24 protein-coding genes are annotated in these 16,779 nt (G+C 60.8%); 9 read left to right on the top strand and 15 right to left on the bottom strand.

What is annotated here, in order from left to right:
- The first annotated feature begins 65 nt into the window (after window positions 1-65).
- Entirely contained in the window at window positions 66-644 is a 579-nt protein-coding gene (locus HALTADL_RS10070) for a DUF7090 family protein (RefSeq protein ID WP_089671812.1), read from the top strand.
- 35 nt (window positions 645-679) lie between these two features.
- On the opposite strand, the gene HALTADL_RS10075 is transcribed toward HALTADL_RS10070, so the two are convergent.
- Both HALTADL_RS10075 and HALTADL_RS18110 read right to left on the bottom strand, forming a co-directional pair.
- Window positions 680-1,477 carry a DUF7089 family protein gene (locus tag HALTADL_RS10075; protein ID WP_089671813.1) on the bottom strand — a complete coding sequence of 266 codons (798 nt, stop codon included), beginning with the start codon at window positions 1,475-1,477 and terminating at the stop codon, window positions 680-682.
- Complete coding sequence (locus HALTADL_RS18110; protein ID WP_449271729.1) at window positions 1,477-1,566, bottom strand: hypothetical protein; 90 nt, start codon at window positions 1,564-1,566, stop codon at window positions 1,477-1,479. The genes HALTADL_RS10075 and HALTADL_RS18110 overlap by 1 nt, the downstream gene beginning before the upstream one ends.
- 102 nt (window positions 1,567-1,668) lie before the next feature.
- On the opposite strand from HALTADL_RS18110, the gene HALTADL_RS10080 reads away from it, so the two are divergent.
- Window positions 1,669-2,094: a hypothetical protein gene (locus HALTADL_RS10080; RefSeq protein ID WP_089671815.1), complete on the top strand. Its 426-nt coding sequence runs from the start codon at window positions 1,669-1,671 to the stop codon at window positions 2,092-2,094.
- A gap of 69 nt (window positions 2,095-2,163) precedes the next feature.
- Here the strand turns inward: HALTADL_RS10080 and HALTADL_RS10085 are convergent, their stop codons facing one another.
- The 5 genes from HALTADL_RS10085 to HALTADL_RS10105 all read right to left on the bottom strand — a co-directional run bounded on the left by HALTADL_RS10085 (window position 2,164) and on the right by HALTADL_RS10105 (window position 4,693).
- A complete protein-coding gene (locus HALTADL_RS10085) occupies window positions 2,164-2,598 on the bottom strand; it encodes an Hsp20/alpha crystallin family protein (protein WP_089672019.1) in 435 nt (144 codons plus the stop codon).
- 74 nt (window positions 2,599-2,672) lie between these two features.
- On the bottom strand, window positions 2,673-3,485 hold the full coding sequence (gene pheA / locus HALTADL_RS10090; RefSeq protein WP_089671817.1) for a prephenate dehydratase: 813 nt from the start codon (window positions 3,483-3,485) through the stop codon (window positions 2,673-2,675).
- A gap of 60 nt (window positions 3,486-3,545) precedes the next feature.
- A complete protein-coding gene (gene hisE, locus HALTADL_RS10095; protein ID WP_089671819.1) occupies window positions 3,546-3,857 on the bottom strand; it encodes a phosphoribosyl-ATP diphosphatase in 312 nt (103 codons plus the stop codon).
- On the bottom strand, window positions 3,854-4,465 hold the full coding sequence (gene pdxT / locus HALTADL_RS10100; RefSeq protein ID WP_089671821.1) for a pyridoxal 5'-phosphate synthase glutaminase subunit PdxT: 612 nt from the start codon (window positions 4,463-4,465) through the stop codon (window positions 3,854-3,856). The genes hisE and pdxT overlap by 4 nt, the downstream gene beginning before the upstream one ends.
- Window positions 4,466-4,528: 63 nt before the next feature.
- Window positions 4,529-4,693, bottom strand: a complete 165-nt coding sequence (locus HALTADL_RS10105) for a preprotein translocase subunit Sec61beta (protein ID WP_089671823.1) — start codon at window positions 4,691-4,693, stop codon at window positions 4,529-4,531.
- Window positions 4,694-4,789: 96 nt separating this feature from the next.
- Between HALTADL_RS10105 and trxA the strand changes: the two genes are divergently transcribed.
- Both trxA and HALTADL_RS10115 read left to right on the top strand, forming a co-directional pair.
- Window positions 4,790-5,056: a thioredoxin gene (gene trxA / locus HALTADL_RS10110; protein WP_089671825.1), complete on the top strand. Its 267-nt coding sequence runs from the start codon at window positions 4,790-4,792 to the stop codon at window positions 5,054-5,056.
- 74 nt (window positions 5,057-5,130) lie between these two features.
- On the top strand, window positions 5,131-5,280 hold the full coding sequence (locus tag HALTADL_RS10115; protein WP_089671827.1) for a 50S ribosomal protein L40e: 150 nt from the start codon (window positions 5,131-5,133) through the stop codon (window positions 5,278-5,280).
- Between the two features lie 56 nt (window positions 5,281-5,336).
- Here the strand turns inward: HALTADL_RS10115 and HALTADL_RS10120 are convergent, their stop codons facing one another.
- Window positions 5,337-5,960 carry an MBL fold metallo-hydrolase gene (locus tag HALTADL_RS10120; protein WP_089671830.1) on the bottom strand — a complete coding sequence of 208 codons (624 nt, stop codon included), beginning with the start codon at window positions 5,958-5,960 and terminating at the stop codon, window positions 5,337-5,339.
- A gap of 486 nt (window positions 5,961-6,446) precedes the next feature.
- Here HALTADL_RS10120 and HALTADL_RS10125 point away from each other — a divergent pair, with 486 nt between their 5' ends.
- The 3 genes from HALTADL_RS10125 to HALTADL_RS10135 are packed head-to-tail and all read left to right on the top strand — an operon-like array spanning window position 6,447 to window position 7,880.
- Window positions 6,447-6,647: a DUF5786 family protein gene (locus tag HALTADL_RS10125; RefSeq protein WP_089671832.1), complete on the top strand. Its 201-nt coding sequence runs from the start codon at window positions 6,447-6,449 to the stop codon at window positions 6,645-6,647.
- An 18-nt stretch (window positions 6,648-6,665) separates the two neighbouring features.
- Window positions 6,666-7,250: an endonuclease dU gene (locus tag HALTADL_RS10130; RefSeq protein WP_089671833.1), complete on the top strand. Its 585-nt coding sequence runs from the start codon at window positions 6,666-6,668 to the stop codon at window positions 7,248-7,250.
- Window positions 7,251-7,274: 24 nt separating this feature from the next.
- Complete coding sequence (locus HALTADL_RS10135) at window positions 7,275-7,880, top strand: uracil-DNA glycosylase (protein WP_089671834.1); 606 nt, start codon at window positions 7,275-7,277, stop codon at window positions 7,878-7,880.
- Here HALTADL_RS10135 and HALTADL_RS10140 read toward each other — a convergent pair.
- A complete protein-coding gene (locus tag HALTADL_RS10140) occupies window positions 7,874-8,359 on the bottom strand; it encodes an Lrp/AsnC family transcriptional regulator (RefSeq protein WP_089671835.1) in 486 nt (161 codons plus the stop codon). The genes HALTADL_RS10135 and HALTADL_RS10140 overlap by 7 nt on opposite strands.
- Before the next feature lie 452 nt (window positions 8,360-8,811).
- On the opposite strand from HALTADL_RS10140, the gene HALTADL_RS10145 reads away from it, so the two are divergent.
- Window positions 8,812-9,192: a CBS domain-containing protein gene (locus HALTADL_RS10145; protein ID WP_089671836.1), complete on the top strand. Its 381-nt coding sequence runs from the start codon at window positions 8,812-8,814 to the stop codon at window positions 9,190-9,192.
- Window positions 9,193-9,215: 23 nt separating this feature from the next.
- Here HALTADL_RS10145 and HALTADL_RS10150 read toward each other — a convergent pair whose 3' ends face one another.
- The 4 genes from HALTADL_RS10150 to kdgK1 all read right to left on the bottom strand — a co-directional run bounded on the left by HALTADL_RS10150 (window position 9,216) and on the right by kdgK1 (window position 12,768).
- On the bottom strand, window positions 9,216-9,857 hold the full coding sequence (locus tag HALTADL_RS10150) for a DUF6663 family protein (protein WP_089671838.1): 642 nt from the start codon (window positions 9,855-9,857) through the stop codon (window positions 9,216-9,218).
- Between the two features lie 46 nt (window positions 9,858-9,903).
- Entirely contained in the window at window positions 9,904-11,307 is a 1,404-nt protein-coding gene (locus HALTADL_RS10155) for a dihydrolipoyl dehydrogenase family protein (protein WP_089671840.1), read from the bottom strand.
- A 115-nt stretch (window positions 11,308-11,422) separates the two neighbouring features.
- Window positions 11,423-11,644, bottom strand: coding sequence for a hypothetical protein (locus tag HALTADL_RS10160; RefSeq protein WP_089671843.1), 222 nt, complete (start codon window positions 11,642-11,644; stop codon window positions 11,423-11,425).
- Between the two features lie 164 nt (window positions 11,645-11,808).
- Window positions 11,809-12,768: a bifunctional 2-dehydro-3-deoxygluconokinase/2-dehydro-3-deoxygalactonokinase gene (gene kdgK1, locus HALTADL_RS10165; RefSeq protein ID WP_089671845.1), complete on the bottom strand. Its 960-nt coding sequence runs from the start codon at window positions 12,766-12,768 to the stop codon at window positions 11,809-11,811.
- Between the two features lie 172 nt (window positions 12,769-12,940).
- Between kdgK1 and HALTADL_RS10170 the strand changes: the two genes are divergently transcribed.
- Complete coding sequence (locus HALTADL_RS10170) at window positions 12,941-13,951, top strand: CapA family protein (protein WP_089671847.1); 1,011 nt, start codon at window positions 12,941-12,943, stop codon at window positions 13,949-13,951.
- A gap of 22 nt (window positions 13,952-13,973) precedes the next feature.
- Here HALTADL_RS10170 and mutL read toward each other — a convergent pair whose 3' ends face one another.
- Together mutL and HALTADL_RS10180 are read right to left on the bottom strand one after the other, a co-directional pair.
- On the bottom strand, window positions 13,974-16,190 hold the full coding sequence (gene mutL / locus HALTADL_RS10175) for a DNA mismatch repair endonuclease MutL (protein WP_089671849.1): 2,217 nt from the start codon (window positions 16,188-16,190) through the stop codon (window positions 13,974-13,976).
- A complete protein-coding gene (locus HALTADL_RS10180) occupies window positions 16,183-16,617 on the bottom strand; it encodes an NUDIX hydrolase (protein WP_089671851.1) in 435 nt (144 codons plus the stop codon). The genes mutL and HALTADL_RS10180 overlap by 8 nt, the downstream gene beginning before the upstream one ends.
- Between the last annotated feature and the right edge of the window lie 162 nt (window positions 16,618-16,779).

Consider the following 16,779-nt stretch of genomic DNA (forward strand, 5'->3'; position numbering starts at 1 on the left):
ATTAACAGATACGATAGGCTATCAAAAGGCCGTATCATTAAGGTCACCGAGTTGCTGACTCCTCTATGGACTATACGTTAGCTATTGAGAACGCACCCGAAACCATCCCTGCCGGGACAGGGCTCCTGCTGCTCCATCCCAGTATCGGCGAAACCGACCGAATCGACACCGACTTTCTGAAGACTGATACCGAACATTTCCTCGTCATCTCGACACGAACCACTGCCCGCGAAGTCGAACAGAAACTCGAACATTACGACGTCGACGAGTCCGACGCAGTCATCCTCGACACGCTGTCGGTCGAACGCGGCTACTCTCGCCGCGGCACCGAGGACGTCCACTACGTCTCCTCGCCCGACGATCTCGACGGCATCGTCACACAGACCGAAAACTTCCTCGCAAACCACGATGGCAAAGTTCGAATCAGCGTCGACTCGCTCACGGAAATGATCTACTACGCCGACGAAGAGGGCGTCTACGAGGCAACCAAACAGATCCTCCAACTCCTCGACGACCACGACGCGGTCGGTATCTTCCATCTGTCGAAGGAAGTCCACGACCAGGACACTCTCGACCGGTTCCACGAGCTGTTCGATGGCGTGCTGGACCTCGGCGATGACGGCAGCGTAACCGTCGATTTCTAACGCAGTCCTCCCGCCTCTTTTAAATTAGTTAGCGACTACTCGGTCGACTCACTGAGCGACGACACCGTTTTCTCGGCCCACTGGACGGCGTAGGCTGCTTCGTGCTCCCGGAAGGCGTCGGTATCGAGCGCGCTAAACGGTGTTGGAAGCTCTAGGCCGTGTTTAATCGCCGAACAGGCGTACTCGGTCGCTTCAGGGAACGTCATCTCGCCGTGGGCGACCGAGCGAGACAGGTCATTCAGTCGACCTTCGAGTCGGTCGCCTGCGTCGACCCACGTCTCGTATAGCGGTTCGAACTCCGGTTGGTCGTCCCACGAGGTGAACTCCTCGCGGGTCTGGAGGCCAACCCATCCCTCGAACAGCGCGGCGGCCATCTGATAGACATCAGCAGGACCCAGCCCAGTTACCTCGGCCAGTTCAGCGTACTGTGGGCCGAAAAACGGCAGGAACTGTTCGGGGATCCCACAGCCGATCTGGACCAGTGCCTCTGCGATCAGAAAGTCGAGAAACCCGTTCGGCGTTCCTTCGGCGCGCTGTTTGAGCAGCACCGTCGGCGGCTCGGTCTGTCGCGTCCAGACGACGGTGCCGTCATCCGGCATCCCGATGGTAAACGCCGGGCCAGCGTACTGTTCAAGCACGGTCGGCGTGTGCTCTGGGAGCCAGTCGACGGGGTAGCTGGCGGGGTCCAAGCTGTCAGCCAGCAAGCCGAGGTCTTCAGCGACCGCTGGTGGAAGCGTCTCGAAATCTTGGTCGACATCGAGGACTGTTGTGTCGGGTGCGTACTGGTCTCGGACAGCCGCCACCGCCGGAGACAGCGACCGTTCGCTAAACATCAGGCGAGGACAAAGGAGAGAATGATCCCCACCGAGAGGAGTGCCGAGACACCGACTGTACCCGCGACGATCTTGGTAGCGTTGCTCATACGTTACGGTTCGGTGGCTCGTAAATAAAGCCTTCAGTATCGGACGGCCTCACAGCGACGGCGCCCCGTGACTTTATGCGGGCCGCTACGGTACGTTTCAGTATGCACGTTCGGGATGCGGTCGAAGACGACGCCGAGGCGATTGCGGCGTTGGCTGACGCACCGGCCGATGTCGTCCGGAATCTCGTTCACGACCGGAGCGTTCGGGTCGCCGAACAACAACAGGGGAACCGCGATCCCAACGTCGACACCGAAGCCGACGACACCGACCTGCTGGGGTTTGTCAGTTTCGACGCCCACGACCGCACGGTTCATATCACGCAGTTCGGTGGCACCGAAGCCGCCTGCGAACGACTGCTGGCCGAGCCGGTGCGGTTCGCCGCCCGCGAGAACATGGGTGTCGAAGTACTGGTCGAAACTGAGGCGACTGAAAAGAAAGCGGCTGTCGAGGCCGCTGGCTTCAAAACTGCCGGTACGGGACCGATGTTCCGAGGCTCGCGGACGATTCGCTACCGACAGGAGCCATAACGCACGCACAACTGGACTTGTGGTATCACGTCGACGTCAGCTACCGAGTCGGAAAAAAGAGGAGTATCGCTATTCGACGTCGATCTGGTAACCGCCGCTTTCCTCGGGTTCGAGTTTCGGCAGTGTGACCGTTAGCACGCCGTTGTTGTAGCTGGCCGATGCCTCTTGGGCCTTGATTTCCTCGGGAAGCGGAATCTGTCGACGCACCGACTCACGCCGTCGCTCTTGGCGGTGGTACTGGGCAGTTTCTTCGGCCTCGCTTTCCTCGTACTCCGCGCTGATCGTCAGCATCTCTCTGTCGACTGTGAGGTCGATGTCGTCCTGTGAATACCCCGGGAGGTCGACAGTGACGACCAGTTGGTCGCCCTGATCGGCCACATCCGCGCTTACATCGGTCGCCAGCATGCTTTCGGTCTCGAAACTCCCACTGAATTCGCCGAACTGCTGGTTCATTCGTTGGATCAGTTCGTCGAGTTCTCGGAACGGGTTTGATCGTCCATCCATGGCTCCAAGTTCGTCTTTCAGCGACATGAATATTGTCGACGTGAGACCGACAGGAACCACGTTCAGCAGAACAGTCAGTACAGCACGTGTTTCGTGTCGTAGGAGCCGAGGTTTCGGACCCACCCCTCGTCGACGATCCCCTCGATTTCGTCGAGTGCTTCCTGAACCCGGCTCTCGTAGACGCCGGCCTCGATGTCGAAGTGGAACAGATAGTCACCGAGCCGGTTGCCGCTGGGGCGGGATTCGACCCGCGAGAGGTTGATATTGCGGTCGGCGAACGTTTCCAACAGTTCGAGCAACAACCCGGGATAGTTGACGTTCGGATAGACGATCAGCGAGGTCTTCCCGCCGGCATCGGATTGTTCCGAGGCAGGGGCTAGGAGAAAGAACCGTGTCGCGTTGGAGTCTTGATCCTGAATGTCTTCGGCCAGCACCTGCAGTTCACTACCGTTGGTCGCGTTCGAGGGGTGTCCAATGGCCGCAATAGATGAATCCTCGCGGGCCCGCTGAACCCCACGGGCGGTGCTGGCGACGGCTTCCTGTTTGGCTTCGGGGTAGTTCGTTTCCAAGTAGGTTCGACACTGGGCGAGGGCCTGTGAGTGGCTGGCCACGGTCTCAAACTCCTCGCTCTGGGCGAGTAGGGCGTGCCTAATCGGCGTAATAATCTCGCTAACGACCGCGACGTCACGGTCTGCGAGCGCGTCGAGCGTCTCGGTGACGCTGCCCTCGATGCTGTTTTCGATGGGGACGACACCGCGTTCGAAACTGCCATCGGCGACGGCTTCGATGATGGCAGTCACCGACTCGCGGAACGAGACATCGTCAGCGACGGCGCTGGCGGCACGGTGTGAGTAGGTCCCGGCAGGACCGAGCGTAACGGCATCCATTGGCCGCTTTTGGTCAACTGGTTTGAAAAGGGCGTCGGCAGCGACAGACCGCTGTACAGTTCAAAAGCGGGATTCGAGTTCCTCGCGCAGATCGTCGACATCCAACCCTTTCATTGCAAACAACACGAGCAGATGATAGACGAAATCGGCCGACTCGTACTGTAGTTCCTCCAGATCGTCGTCCTTCGCGGCCAGAATGAGTTCGGTCGACTCCTCGCCGAGCTTTTCGAGCACTTCGTTTTCGCCCTTCTCGTGGGTGAACAGCGAGGCTGTATAGGAGTCCTCGGGCAGCTCTTCTTGGCGCTGTTTGATCGTCGCAAACAGTTCGTCGAGGACGTCTGCTGTCTCGTCGGCTGGTTCGGTATCACTCATTGGTCTGCCTCCGCGGGGGTGACTGCCTGCTTGTCTCTGAAAAACGCGAGCTGGTGGAGTCGCGTGTCGGCGGTGAGTTCTGGATGGAACGAGGTGGCGACAATCGGTCCCTGCCGGACAGCAACCGGGTTGTCCTCCCAGTCGGCGATCACGTCGACGTCCTCGTCGACCGCGTCGATCAGGGGTGCGCGGATGAAGACCGCCGGAAACGGCTCGTCGAGGCCAGTAATATCGAGCGGGGCCTCGAAGCTGTCTTTCTGTCGACCGAAGGCGTTGCGGTCGACGGTAACATCGAGCAGGTCGAGCGTTTGGACGCGGTCGTCCTTGGCATCGCTCGCGGCGACGATCAGCCCCGCACAGGTGGCGAGGATCGGTTTGCTTGCCGCAACGTGGGCCTGAATCTCGGTGTCGATGCCTTCGTCTGCGAGGAGTCGGGAGATGGTCGTCGACTCGCCACCCGGCATGAGGAGCACGTCACAGTCGCCGACGACGCCACTGGTTCGGATCGCTTCGACCTCGCAGTCGACGTCGTGGGCGGCAGCGGCCCGTCGGATCGCCGCGGCGTGTTCGCTCACGTCGCCCTGAACTGCGATAACGCCAGCTTTCATATCGGTATAGCCGCACGGCGCGGGGAAAAAGACCGCGTTCGCCGAATTACCGCGTTCGACCGATCAGGCGATAGTCAGCGAGAGGATCTGCACGAGGATGCCGAACAGCAGACAGAAGGCGATGACTGTTTTCGGATTGATACGGATCGCGTTGCGATCCTCGGAGTCGAAATACCGCACGAGTCCGGCACTGGACATTAGCCCGCCGGAGTTGCCACCTGAGCTCATAGCCGAAGTTCGGCACGTCGCCACCCTAAGCGTTTCGGCTTTCGTTCGGCGTTGGAAACGCTTATCCGCTCACCTCGGCAAACCGAAACTGGGACAATGACGGTTCGAATCACAGATTTCTACGCAGACTGGTGTGGCCCGTGTAAGACGCAGGACCCGATCCTCGACGAACTCGAAGCCGACTACGAGGACGTCGAGTTTGCGAAGGTCGACGTCGACGAAGAACAAGACGTCGCCAATCAGTATCAGGTTCGGTCGCTGCCGACGCTGGTGATCGAAAACGACGACGGGATCGTCGACCGCTTTGTCGGCGTCACCCAGCGCGAGGACCTCGAAGCCGCCCTCGACGAGGCCGGCGCGTAGCTGAGACGGTCATTTTGCTCGGCGGGCGGTCGACTCTCGGAACTCTTAAACAGCGACGCCAACGATGAAGCCGTATGCCTAGCAACGAGAACGCGACCAAGCGAACCCTCAACAAACAGATCTGTATGCGCTGTAACGCCCGGAACTCGCCGCGCGCCAAGAGCTGCCGGAAATGCGGCTACGACCGACTCCGACCGAAGGCCAAAGAGCGCCGCGCGGCCTAAGCAGGCAGTTTCTTCCTTTTACACAATCTCCCACAGAGACGCATCACCCGTTTGTCTTACTCGGGGTATTTCGGCTGTCGACGCTCGGCCCGTTCGAGCGCGCGCTCGATCACCGTTCGAACGCTATCGCCGCGTTGCTCGTCGTGGAACGCCCGGCCGTGTCCCGGATACATCCCTGTAACTGAATCCGGCAGCCGGTCGAGAATCGTCTCCAAACTCTCGATCAGTCGCTCGCGAGATTGGCCCGGGCGGTCGGTGCGGCCGAAACTCCCGTCGTCGAACGCGCCGTCATTATAGACGACGACGTCACCGCTGAACAGCGTCGACTCCCCGATGAACGACAGATGATCGGCGGCGTGGCCCGGCGTGTAGACGGCCTCGAAGGAGTCGTCGCCAATCGTGATCGAATCGCCGTCGTCGATGCTGTGGGTTCGGTGTGGATGGTCGTCGTATGCGTAGACGTCGGCGTCGAACGCCGACAGCACGGCGTCGAGTTCGGCGACGTGATCGCCGTGCTGGTGGGTCAGGACGACCCGATCCAGCGTGTCGACGTGGTCGGCAATGACGTCTTCGACCCCCGGCATGGTTCCGGCGTCGACGAGGGTCGGTGTCTCGCCGTCGACGAGATACGCATTGCACGTAAAGACCTCCGCGTCTTCGGTGACGTTGAGTGGCTCCATACCGGAGCGAGGGCGTCGATCATCAAAAACCTGTGTCGTCACCGCCACTCTCTACTGCTAATTCGACTTCTGTGTGAGCTATGCACACATTATGTCAGGGGGCTACGTCATGGGACGAAATGGTTATTATAGCATCTGACAATAGTGGTATAACTGATATCGATGGCCCACAAACCAACAGACAAAGACCGTGAGCATCTTGCAGACCTCGAAGACGGCGCTGGCTGCGTCGAGATTTGGGAGCAGTTGAGCGAGCACCGCGACGAGTAGTGCCGTTCGTCCCGTCCCTTATTTCGAGAGTGACTGTTACCGGTGGACGATTGTAATTTTATCCTGTTTGTAAGACTGATTTCACTGGGATGGTACTCCTCATCAGCGACCGGTTGAAGGCTGGTACCGCTGTTTTATTTCGTCTCTGGACCGGCGTTGGTTCGTCGGACTGACCGTACGTGGATTTTTGTACGTGCCACCAGTATATACTCTTGTATGGGTTTCGGAAGCTACGATGAGTCTGAACAGGAGAACCAGAATTTCGACACCGACTTCGAGGACGAGGACGGCCACGATACGGAGGAAAACGACCACTCCGGGTCCGTCGACTTCGATATCGGGGCGTCGAACGACGAACTGCTGGACAGGCTCCAGGAGATGAAAGATCCCGACGACGCCGACGAGGCAGACGAGTAGTCGGCCAGTTGCCGACGAATGGCACCGAAATCAGGCAGTCGTGCGGTCGGCATCGCGGCCTCCGACGCCACCGAGCGCAGTCAGCTCTGTGGGGCGGTGGTTCGCGCCGACCGTGTCGTCGACGAGGTCGTTTTTGCGACGTGTACAACCGGCGGGAGCGACGCGACCGCCGCCTGCTGTACCCTTCTTGACTCCTTGGACCGGCCCGACGTGCAGTGGATTTTGGTTGCTGGTGTCGCGCCCGCGTGGTTCAACATCGTCGACCTTGCTGCGCTCGCCGACCACGCCGACCGCCCGGTGATCGCGGTCTCCTTTGAGGACAGCGATGGTCTCGAAACGCCGCTCCGCGAGCAGTTCGACGGCGAGGAGTTGGCCCGCAGGCTCGAACGCTACCGTCGACTCCCTGGCCGCAAACGGGTGTCAGTTGGTGACGATGACGTGTTCGTTCGGGCCGTCGGGATCGCCGACGATGAGGCTGCTGAAGTCGTGACTGCGTTCACGCCGGACGGGAGTGGTCGACCCGAACCGCTCCGGGTCGCCCGACTCATCGCCCGCGCGGGCCGTCAGCAGTTCCTCACTGAAAACGAAAAAACGGAGCATTAAGCACCTGCCGCCCGGCGGTTTCGTATGGAGCAGCTGGATGGTCTCTGCGTACACGACTGCACGCGCTGTCCCGATCTCGTCGACTCCCGCAGCCGGATCGTCAACGGTGTCGGGCCGGACGATGCCGACCTGCTGTTTGTCGGTGAGGGACCGGGCAAAAATGAGGACGAGCAGGGCGAACCGTTCGTCGGTCGCTCCGGGAGCGTCCTCGATGACGCACTGAGCGAGGCTGGCGTGCTGCGCGAGGAGGTCCGAATAACCAACTGTGTGCGCTGTCGACCGCCGGAGAACCGCGATCCAACCACGGAAGAACTCGCCAACTGCCGCGGCTATCTCGAAGCCGAAATCGAAGCCGTCGACCCAACCGTCGTCATCACCCTCGGCAAAGTCCCGAGCGAACACCTCTTGGAGCGCTCGGTCGGCATCACAAACGAGGCGGGCGATATCGTCGAGCCGCGGCTCGGTGACCGCCCACAGCGTGTGTTGTTGTCTGTCCATCCCGCCGCCACGCTGTACGACCGGAGCCAACGCGAGGGATTTTTTGAGACGATTGCTCGGGCGGTCGACATCGCTGGGCTCGGTGATGGTGAGGGCTCCGGCGACGGCCAGTCGAGATTGGGTGACTACTGAGATTTCGAACTCTGTTCGGGAGCGTCCATGCTGAACAGAATAAAGGGTTGAGTCGAACAGGTCCAGATGAGATGTTCTTTTTCAACTGCGAGACCGATCTCATCCAACTGCTGTGCGATATGAGTAATCTCTGCCTTTCCGGCTGCGGCGGCTCTGATATGGACGTTTCCCGCCCCGGTCATTACGGTCATAACTTCGAGGACGCCCGGGACATCCTCGGCTTTCGTCGCAAGCCGCTCTCGCTCATTGATACGTGCGGAACAGATGAAGAGATAGTGGTGTGGAATGTCAGCGTGGTCGTAGTTTATCTGTATCGAGTAGCCTTCGATGACGCCGCGTTCTTCGAGTTTCGCGATTCGGTTGCGGACGGTGTTATCCGACACGTTCAGTTCGTCCGCAATCGCTGTCACCGGTGTTCTCGAATCCTGCTGGAGCTGATAGAGGATCTGTTGGTCGACTGCATCGAGCGAGCAACCCATATACACCCTCGGACAGCGCCGTGTATAGCTTCTATTCCAATATGAAACTAAAATATATCTTATAAATCTGCGGACAGTAGCCGTGGTTTGCGGACTCGATCACAGAAGACACTAATTCCGACCGCTATATTACGTCTAATCGGTGGTCGACTGCTGCGGATTTCGAACCGCGTATATAATCTCAGGAAAATATTTTCACAGATGTGTTTTTATACTGACACAGAGTACTAGGGCTTGCCAGTCGAGCCGGGGACACTGACTGGGCATGGGGGAGCCTGTCCCTATGAGATGCGTCGACTGTATTCAACGAGAGTTCCGGGCTGGGGGGCTTGCACTCTCAGACCAGTCGGTATGCGGCTTACCATCTCATTCCGCAGTACAGTCGTTTCATCGCCGTCTTTTATAATCGAACCGCCGAAACAGCAAAGCCGTCGGCCTGTAATGTGTGATGTATGCCAACAGAAGTCACGCATACGGTCGAAGAGCTGATGTCGGAACCGATCATCACCGTTTCCTCGGAGATCACTGTCAGAGACGCAGCCCGGACGATGCAGGACCATGAAATCAACGCGCTGTTCGTTCCGGGTGCTGAAGCAGGCATTGTCACCAGTTCCGATATCGTCGCCGCGGTCGCCGAGACAGGCGACACGGCCGAGTTGACGGTTGCTGATATCATGACCTCGCCGGTCGAACGCGTCCCACGGTCGCTACCGCTCGGGGAAGCTGCGGCCATGATGATCAACTTCGATATCAAGCATCTGCCGGTGGTCGACGACGACAACGACTACGTCGGGATCGTCTCGTCGACCGATGTGACGATGTCGCTCGCGTAGCGCCACCCAGTTGCAGTCGGCGGTCAGACTGACGGCAGTCCGTAGGTATCCCGCACTGTCTGGGCGAGCATCCCCTCTTTGCGGAACACGATATAGATCAGGACGAACTCCTCGTCGACCGGGTTCATGACGAACACTGCGCGGTCGCTGTCGTCCTCGCGTTCGGCCTCGACGCGCTGGATAAGCGGCTCGATTGGTGTCGCACCAGTTCGAAACTCCTTAAAAAGGTCTCGTGGTGGTTCCTGCTTGGCGAAGGTGTAGACGACGCCGTTGGCTTCGTTGTCGGTGCTGTAGGTGGGCCGAGAGTTCATCGCATCACCGGCCATCTGGGCGTCGTACCACGTCTCTTGGGCGACCTCGAAGAGGCCACTGACGCCGTCGGCGTACTGAATCCAGCTTCGGTCTTCGATCTCGCAGTCGACGAATTCCGCCTCGCTGTCGTCCCACGCAAGGCTCGCAGTCACCACGAACCCCGGTTTCAGCTCTCTGACGGTCTCGGCAAGTTCCCCGTCAGACGCGGGTGGGACGGCGGCGAGCGGCTGGAGATCGGTTTCCGGGTTCTCGCCCTCGACGGCCGCGACGGCTGCATCGAGGTCGACCAACAGAATCCGGCCGTCGGGCCGGATGTCTAACACCCGAAACCGGCCGGTCGTCGTCGGTTCCATAGTCAACCGAGGGCGTCGACTCGAATAAGCCACCCGACTTCGGCTGTCAGGCGCCGACCTCTGTCGCCGTCTCCCGGAACAGCCCATCGAGAACTTCGGGGAGTGTCGGATGGTAGGCCCGATCCGGAATTTCCCGGACATCAAGTCCCATCTCGACGATCACCTGTAGCGTTTTGGCCATCGTATCGGCGTGGGCGTGAAGCCCCTGATAGCCCAGCACAGTGCCAGTATCGGCATCGACGGTCAGCCGCGCCAGCCCGTGGGGAACGGCTTTGACTTTAAATACCCCGTCGTCTGCGGCCCACCGCGTGGCGGTGACGACGTCGTAGCCTGCCTCCTCGGCGCTCGCTGGTGTGTGGCCGACACGAGCGAAGGGGTAGACGCTCGCCCCCGAGAAGATGACGTGGTGGTGGATGTTGCTGTAGGGCTGTAGCTGCTCGTCGGCGTGGTCGGCCAGAATGTTGTCGGCGGCGATATACCCCTGTTCTTTGGCAACGTGGAGAATCGGCTCCTTCTGGTTGACATCACCCACCACAAACACCTGTTCGTCGTCGACTGCACGCATCGTTTCGTCGACCCACCCCTGTCGTGGCCGGAGCGAGGTGTTTGCGATGCCGACGCTGTCGAGGGTCGGTGTTCGCCCGGTGAATAGAAACAGTTCCTCGGCGTCGACCGTTGACTCTGTATTCGACTGCTCGATGTGAAGCCGAACGCCACCATCGGTCGACTCCAGTTTCTTCTCCCACGTGTTGGTCAGAATTTCGATATCGAACTCGTCGCGGTAGAGATCCAGCAGTTCATCACCGAACTCCGAGTCGGCTTCGTCAATCGGTCGGGCATCGTGTTCGATTACGGTGCAGTCGACACCGGCCTCCGCGAGATACGGCACGAGTTCGACGCCGATGTAGCCAAAGCCCATCACGATGCCGGAGTCGGGGAGTTCGGTTGCATCAAGCACATCTTTACTCGTATAGTAGTCGACCTCGTCGATCCCCGGCAGATCGGGGATGTTCGGCGACGAGCCGGTGGCGATCACGACGTAGTCGGGCTCGTAGCGCTCGCTGTCGATCTCGACTACTCGGTCGTCGACGAATCGCGCAGTGTCGTGGATGAACTCAACGCCTTCGCGCTCGCTCATCTCGTGGATCGCCCCGCGGCGGTGGGCCGCGAAACTGTCGACGTGTTCGTTTTTGCGCTCGACAGTCCGTTGGAGGTTGATCGTCGCTGGCTCACCGTCGAGGCGGTCATCTGCGCGCATCTCGTAGCGGTGGGCCGCCGCCGACAGTACCTCCTTGGATGGCATACACCCGTTGAGAATACAGAGCCCGCCGCCCGGCTCGCCGTCGTCGACCAGCGTGAGTCGGTCGACCGTGTCGCCGACGTGGTCGACGAGTCCCTCTGCGACCGCCGACCCGGCACTCCCGTAGGCACCGATGATCATGACGTGCATGAGGGACCCAATGAGACGGACTCACATAGTCGTATGGTGGCTGTGTGCCGGACAGTAGCGAGCGATTATTTATAAAGAGCTGCTGACGAACGGGCCGAAACGAACGTCTGCGACCTCACCCCACTGCCCGGTTATTCGCGTCGACGTCACGCTTGCGGCTCTCCTCTCGGTCGCCGCCGCGCTTGGTCGACGTAATCGCCGACGCGCTCACGTCGGTATCCAGCCCCACCCCACTGTCACTGGCGCTACCGACGCTCACGTTCTCGAACAGCGTGTTCCCGTCGACCGCATAGCCGCTGATCGCGTTCGCCTCCGTATCGAACGTGGGTGCCCGCAAACGCCGCTCCGCTGTGTGATCCCCCGTGTGCAGCCGTCGTCGGTGCCGCACCGACCGTCACGAGGAGCACTATCAGCAGCAGTATGGTTCGTTACATCGGCTCCTCGTTTTGAGCCGCTTTCTATGTGTTTTGTGGAACGAAAACAGAGCAGAAACAGTGGCTCTCAGCGAGAGATCCCGCCGGTCGACTGGTCGAGTGCGTCCTCGACCTCCTCGCGCGTGGTCACGAGGACATCACCTTCGACTGTTCGCTTCAGTGAGGCTGCGGCCGCGCCGTAGCTGAGTGCGGTTTCGATATCGCTGCCAGCGATCAGTTCGGCCAACACGCCACCGACGAAGGCATCGCCGGTGCCGATGGCGTCTATTGTCTCGGCGTTGATTACGTCCTGTTCGCAGATTTCACCGTCGGTGTAGGCCACTGAACCGGATTCCCCGCGAGTGACGACGACTGTCTCGATATCGTAGTCGTCGGCTAATCGATAGGCGACCGATTCGGCGTCGCCCTCCTGATCGAGGACGGCCCGAACGTCCCGAATCGGGGCGAAAAGCAGGTCGACGTGCTCTAATACCGACTCGTAGCTCTCGCGGGCCTCGCTCGTCGACCAGAGCTTCGAGCGGTAGTTGAGATCGAACGACCGCGTTACGTTTGCCTCGCCCGCCGCCCTCAGCAGTTCCAGCGTCGTCTCGGCGGCCGCCTCCGAAAGCGCGGGCGTGATCCCAGTTGTATGAAACACCGAGGCGGTCTCGAACACCGTGAAGTCGAGTTCTTCGGGCCGAACAGTCGTGACCGAGGCACCGGCGCGGTCGTAGATCACGTCGGTGCCGCGCGGCTCGGCTCCGTATTCGAGATAGTAGGTACCGAGCCGGGCGGTCTCGCTGTCGTCCCACGCGACCTCGGGCCTCACGCCGTGGCTCCGGAGCGACCGGACGGCCCGTCGACCAAGGGCGTTTTCGGGGAGTTTCGAGAGCCAGACGGCCTGCGTGCCGAGACTGGCGGCTGCCGCCGCGACGTTGCTTTCGGCCCCGCCGACGCGGGCGTCGAGCCCTCCCTCGGTTTCGAGTCGCTGTCCTCGCGGCGGCGAGAGTCGGAGCATCGTCTCACCGAACGTTACCAGCTCACCCATCGTGTCGACCACCGTTCATACAGTGCGTTCCGCCGATTGGACCTTAAGTCCAATCCTCCGGAGGTGGCCTCGCGATTTCTTTAGTAGTTCCTGACTATCGACAGTAAATCCAAGCTACCGACGGTCGCAACGATGGACGAACCATTTGTGCTGTGGTGACATACATCAACCTATGTCCTCGCCACATCACCTCGGTTTTACCGGTGACGTCATGCTCGGCCGGCAGGTAAACGATGCCTACCGGGCCGGTCAGCGGCCACCGGCGGCTCTCTGGGGGAACCTTCAGTCGGATCTCCGGCAACTCGATGGGCTGTTCATCAATCTCGAATGCTGTCTCTCGACTCCGGGCGAACCGTGGCCCGGCCGCCGGTTTCATTTCCGGGCCGACCCCGATTGGTCGACCGATGCGCTCCGAGCGGCCACCGTCGACTGCTGTACGCTCGCCAACAATCACGCGATGGATTTTGGCACCGAGGCACTCAGCGAGACGCTCACTGCATTGTCGGCAGCCGATATCGAAACCGTCGGTGCAGGCAGGTCGCCCAAAGTCGCTCACCGTCCGGCCGCAGTCGACTGCCGAGGACTCACGGTCGCCGTCATCGGGTTCACCGACAACGTCCCCGACTACGCCGCGACCGACCAGCGGCCCGGAACCGCCCATATCGAGTTCGATCCGGACAATGAGGAAGCAATGACGGTGCTCGCTGGGGCGGTCGACAAGGCCAAACAGTTCGATCCCGACGTACTCGTGGCGTCGCTCCACTGGGGGCCGAACGACCGGACCCGGCCACGTGACTCCCACCAAGCGGTCGCCCGTAAGCTGGCCGAGTGGGGCGTCGACTTCGTCCACGGTCACAGTGCTCACCTGTTTCAGGGAATCGAGGTGATCGACCGCGGGGAGTCACCGACGGTCGTCTGCTACGATATGGGTGATTTCGTCGACGATTACGCGGTCGACCCGACTCATCGAAACGACCGGACCTTCCTGTTCGAGCTCGTCGTCGGAGCCGACGGCAGCCTCTTGGAACTGGTGCTTCATCCGACCGAAATCGAGTCGCGGGCGGTCTACCACGCAAGCAAGCGTGGAGCCGCATGGTGTCGAGAGACTATGCAGGAGCGATCCGAGCCGTTCGACACCGAGTTCAGCCGCGCCGGAAACGGATTGGTCCTCCCGCTTTCTTAAAAATCCAAAAGCCGCCCAACTCCTATTCGTTGCGTCGACCACCGTGGCCGGGGTAGTCTCGCTCGAAGCGGTCGGTGATCTCCTCGCGACTAATCTCGATAATGACCGGCCGCCCGTGGGGGCAGGCATACGGGTTCTCGCAGTCGTCGAGCGCCGCAAGCAGGTCGACGACCGAGCCATCAGTAAGTGAGGTGTTGCCAGTAATCGATGGATAACAGGCGAGATCGGCCAGTAGCTCGTCGACCGCCTCGTCGACGCTGTCGGCTCCCTCCTCGGTCGAGGCGACGAAACTCAAAAGCGCCTCCCGAAGGAGTTCGGGATCGAGGGTCGTGCTGAATACGGCCGGAACGGCCGTCACGTCGACCGATCGCGGTTCTTTTTGCTCGGCCTGAAACCCAACTGCTGTGAGCTGGTGGCTATGGTCGTCGAACAGCGCGGCTTCGCGGGCGGTTAGTTCGAGGCTAACCGGCTCGGCGAGCTGTTGGGTCGACGGTGAGTCAGCCAGTTCGACTTGGAGCCGTTCGTAGTTCACCCGCTCGTCGGCGGCGTGTTGGTCGATCAACACCAGCCCCGAATCAGTTTCGGCGAGCAGATAGGTGTCGTACAGCTGACCGAGAACTCGGAGTGCTGGGAGCTTCTCGTAGCTCCGTCCGTCGGTTGTCTCACCACCGTTGAGCGTCTGTTGGGTCGTCGGCTCGGCTACGGTGTGCTGTCGTCGGCCGGTTCTGTCGGTCGACTGTTCGCCCAGTGACTCGGTGTCGACCGTGTCCGACTCCTTCGATTCGTCGGACGCCACTGGGATCGAATCGGTCGTCGATCCACTGTTCGGGCCGGCTGTCGAGGCTTCGTCGCCGACCGATGTTCCTTGATTGTCGTCCTCTGACCGTACTGTCGCAGATTGTGTGTCGCTACCCAACCCGTCGACCGTCCAACTGTCCTCGTCGGCTGGGTCGACTGGATCTGCCGCCACAGCTTCGGTGTTGGGTGTTTCTCCCTCGCAGTTTGTATCGGGAGTCGTCTCCGTGTCCGTAGCCGGCTCCGATGTCTCATCAGCGGTGGTACCTGTGTTCGGCTGGCTCGCCGCGTTGGTGGTTGTCCCGTCGGCCTGTTCGCGACTGGTGTCTGTCTCCTCGTCGACCTGCTCGGTACGTTCGGGGGTGATTTGAGTTTCTTCGGGTGCGGATCGACCACGGGGGGCCGACGACCGAATCAACCCGCTGTCGACGAGCGTCCGTTCGACGGCCTCGCCGATGAGTTCCATCACCCGATCCTCGTGGTCGAACCGGACCTCCGTTTTCCGCGGGTGGACGTTGACATCGACGGCGGTCGGCGGCACCTCGACGAACAGCACCGCGAACGGATACCGGTCGACGGCGAGTTGGCCGCCGTAGCCGTCGACTACTGCGCCCCGGAGTGCTGATGCCGTCACGTACCGTTCGTTGACGAACGTCGCCAGATACGCACGGGTGCTCCGGGTGGTCTCGGGATGGCTGATCAGTCCCGTAATCGAGTCGACTGGCTCGTCCTCTCCGGCCGAGTACTCGATCTCGATCATCGATTCGGCTACCTCTCGGCCGTACACCGATAGCACCGCCGACCGAAGCGAGCCGCTTCCCTCGGTCCCGAACAGCTCCCGGTCGTTGTGGGACAGCGTGACTGCCACGTCGGGGTTAGCCAGTGCATACTGGCTGACAACCGTGTTGATATGGTCGAACTCGGTGCTGTCGCGTTTCAGGAACTTCTTTCGAGCCGGTGTATTGAAAAACAGATCCGCGACCTCGACAGTCGTCCCCTCGGGACAGCCAGCGGGCTGGATCTCGCCGACGTTGCCGCCCTCGACCGTGAGTTCGGCTCCAGTTGTGCCGCCCTGTGGCCGCGAGCGAACCGTCAACCGAGAGACCGCGCCGATAGTCGACAGCGCCTCGCCACGAAACCCAAGACTCCCGACCCCGGCTTCGAGATCGTCGATATCCCGTATCTTGCTGGTCGCGTGTTCTTCGACCGCGCGCGGCAGGTCGGCTTCGGGGATGCCACGGCCATCATCGCTGACGCGAATGCCGTCTTTGCCACCGGTTTCGACTGTCACCTTGATGCGGCTCGCCCCCGCATCGAGGCTGTTTTCGACCAGCTCTTTGACCACCGAGGCGGGCCGTTCGACCACCTCTCCGGCGGCGATCCGTTGGACGGTCGACTCGTCTAGCGTTTCGATTCGTCCCTCGCTCGACTCCGCGTCAGTCATCGTCCATCGGCTGACCCGCAAGGGTCGGCTGTGCGTCCAGCAGTTCGTCGATTGCTCGCTGGTGGATACTGACGGTTAAAAACTCGTCTCTGGCGGTCCGTGGGCTAACCCACGCGTAATCGCAGTGTTCGTGGCTCAGTCTAATCTCCGTCGAGTCGGTCTCACACCAGTAGACAACGCTGTACCGACCCCTGCCGACATCGTTCCGCCATGCGGCGGTGTGGACCGGTTCGTGGACGTCGACCGAGAGCCCCGTTTCCTCGCGTACTTCTCGTTTGAGTCCAACGAGTGGCTCCTCGTAGGCCCCCATTCGACCGCCGGGAAGCTCCCACGTCTCGGGATCCATCTGCATCACCAGCAGGTCGTCGTCCGGCGAGACGACGATTGCCTTCTGACTGACCTCCGCGATCAGCGGCTGTTCGGTCATCGGTCGAGCTCCTCGGTCGCTGTCGACGCCAGCTGATCTCTTGTGGGACCCTGGGGCTGGGAGTCGGCCACTGCCCACATACTCCGCTTCGCGTTCATTATCGTATACACGTGGCTGTCTCCTATCAATCCACTGTTGAGCAAAGGGGGTGACTGGGGGTTC

Source organism: Halohasta litchfieldiae (assembly GCF_002788215.1).
Taxonomy (GTDB): Archaea; Halobacteriota; Halobacteria; order Halobacteriales; family Haloferacaceae; genus Halohasta; species Halohasta litchfieldiae.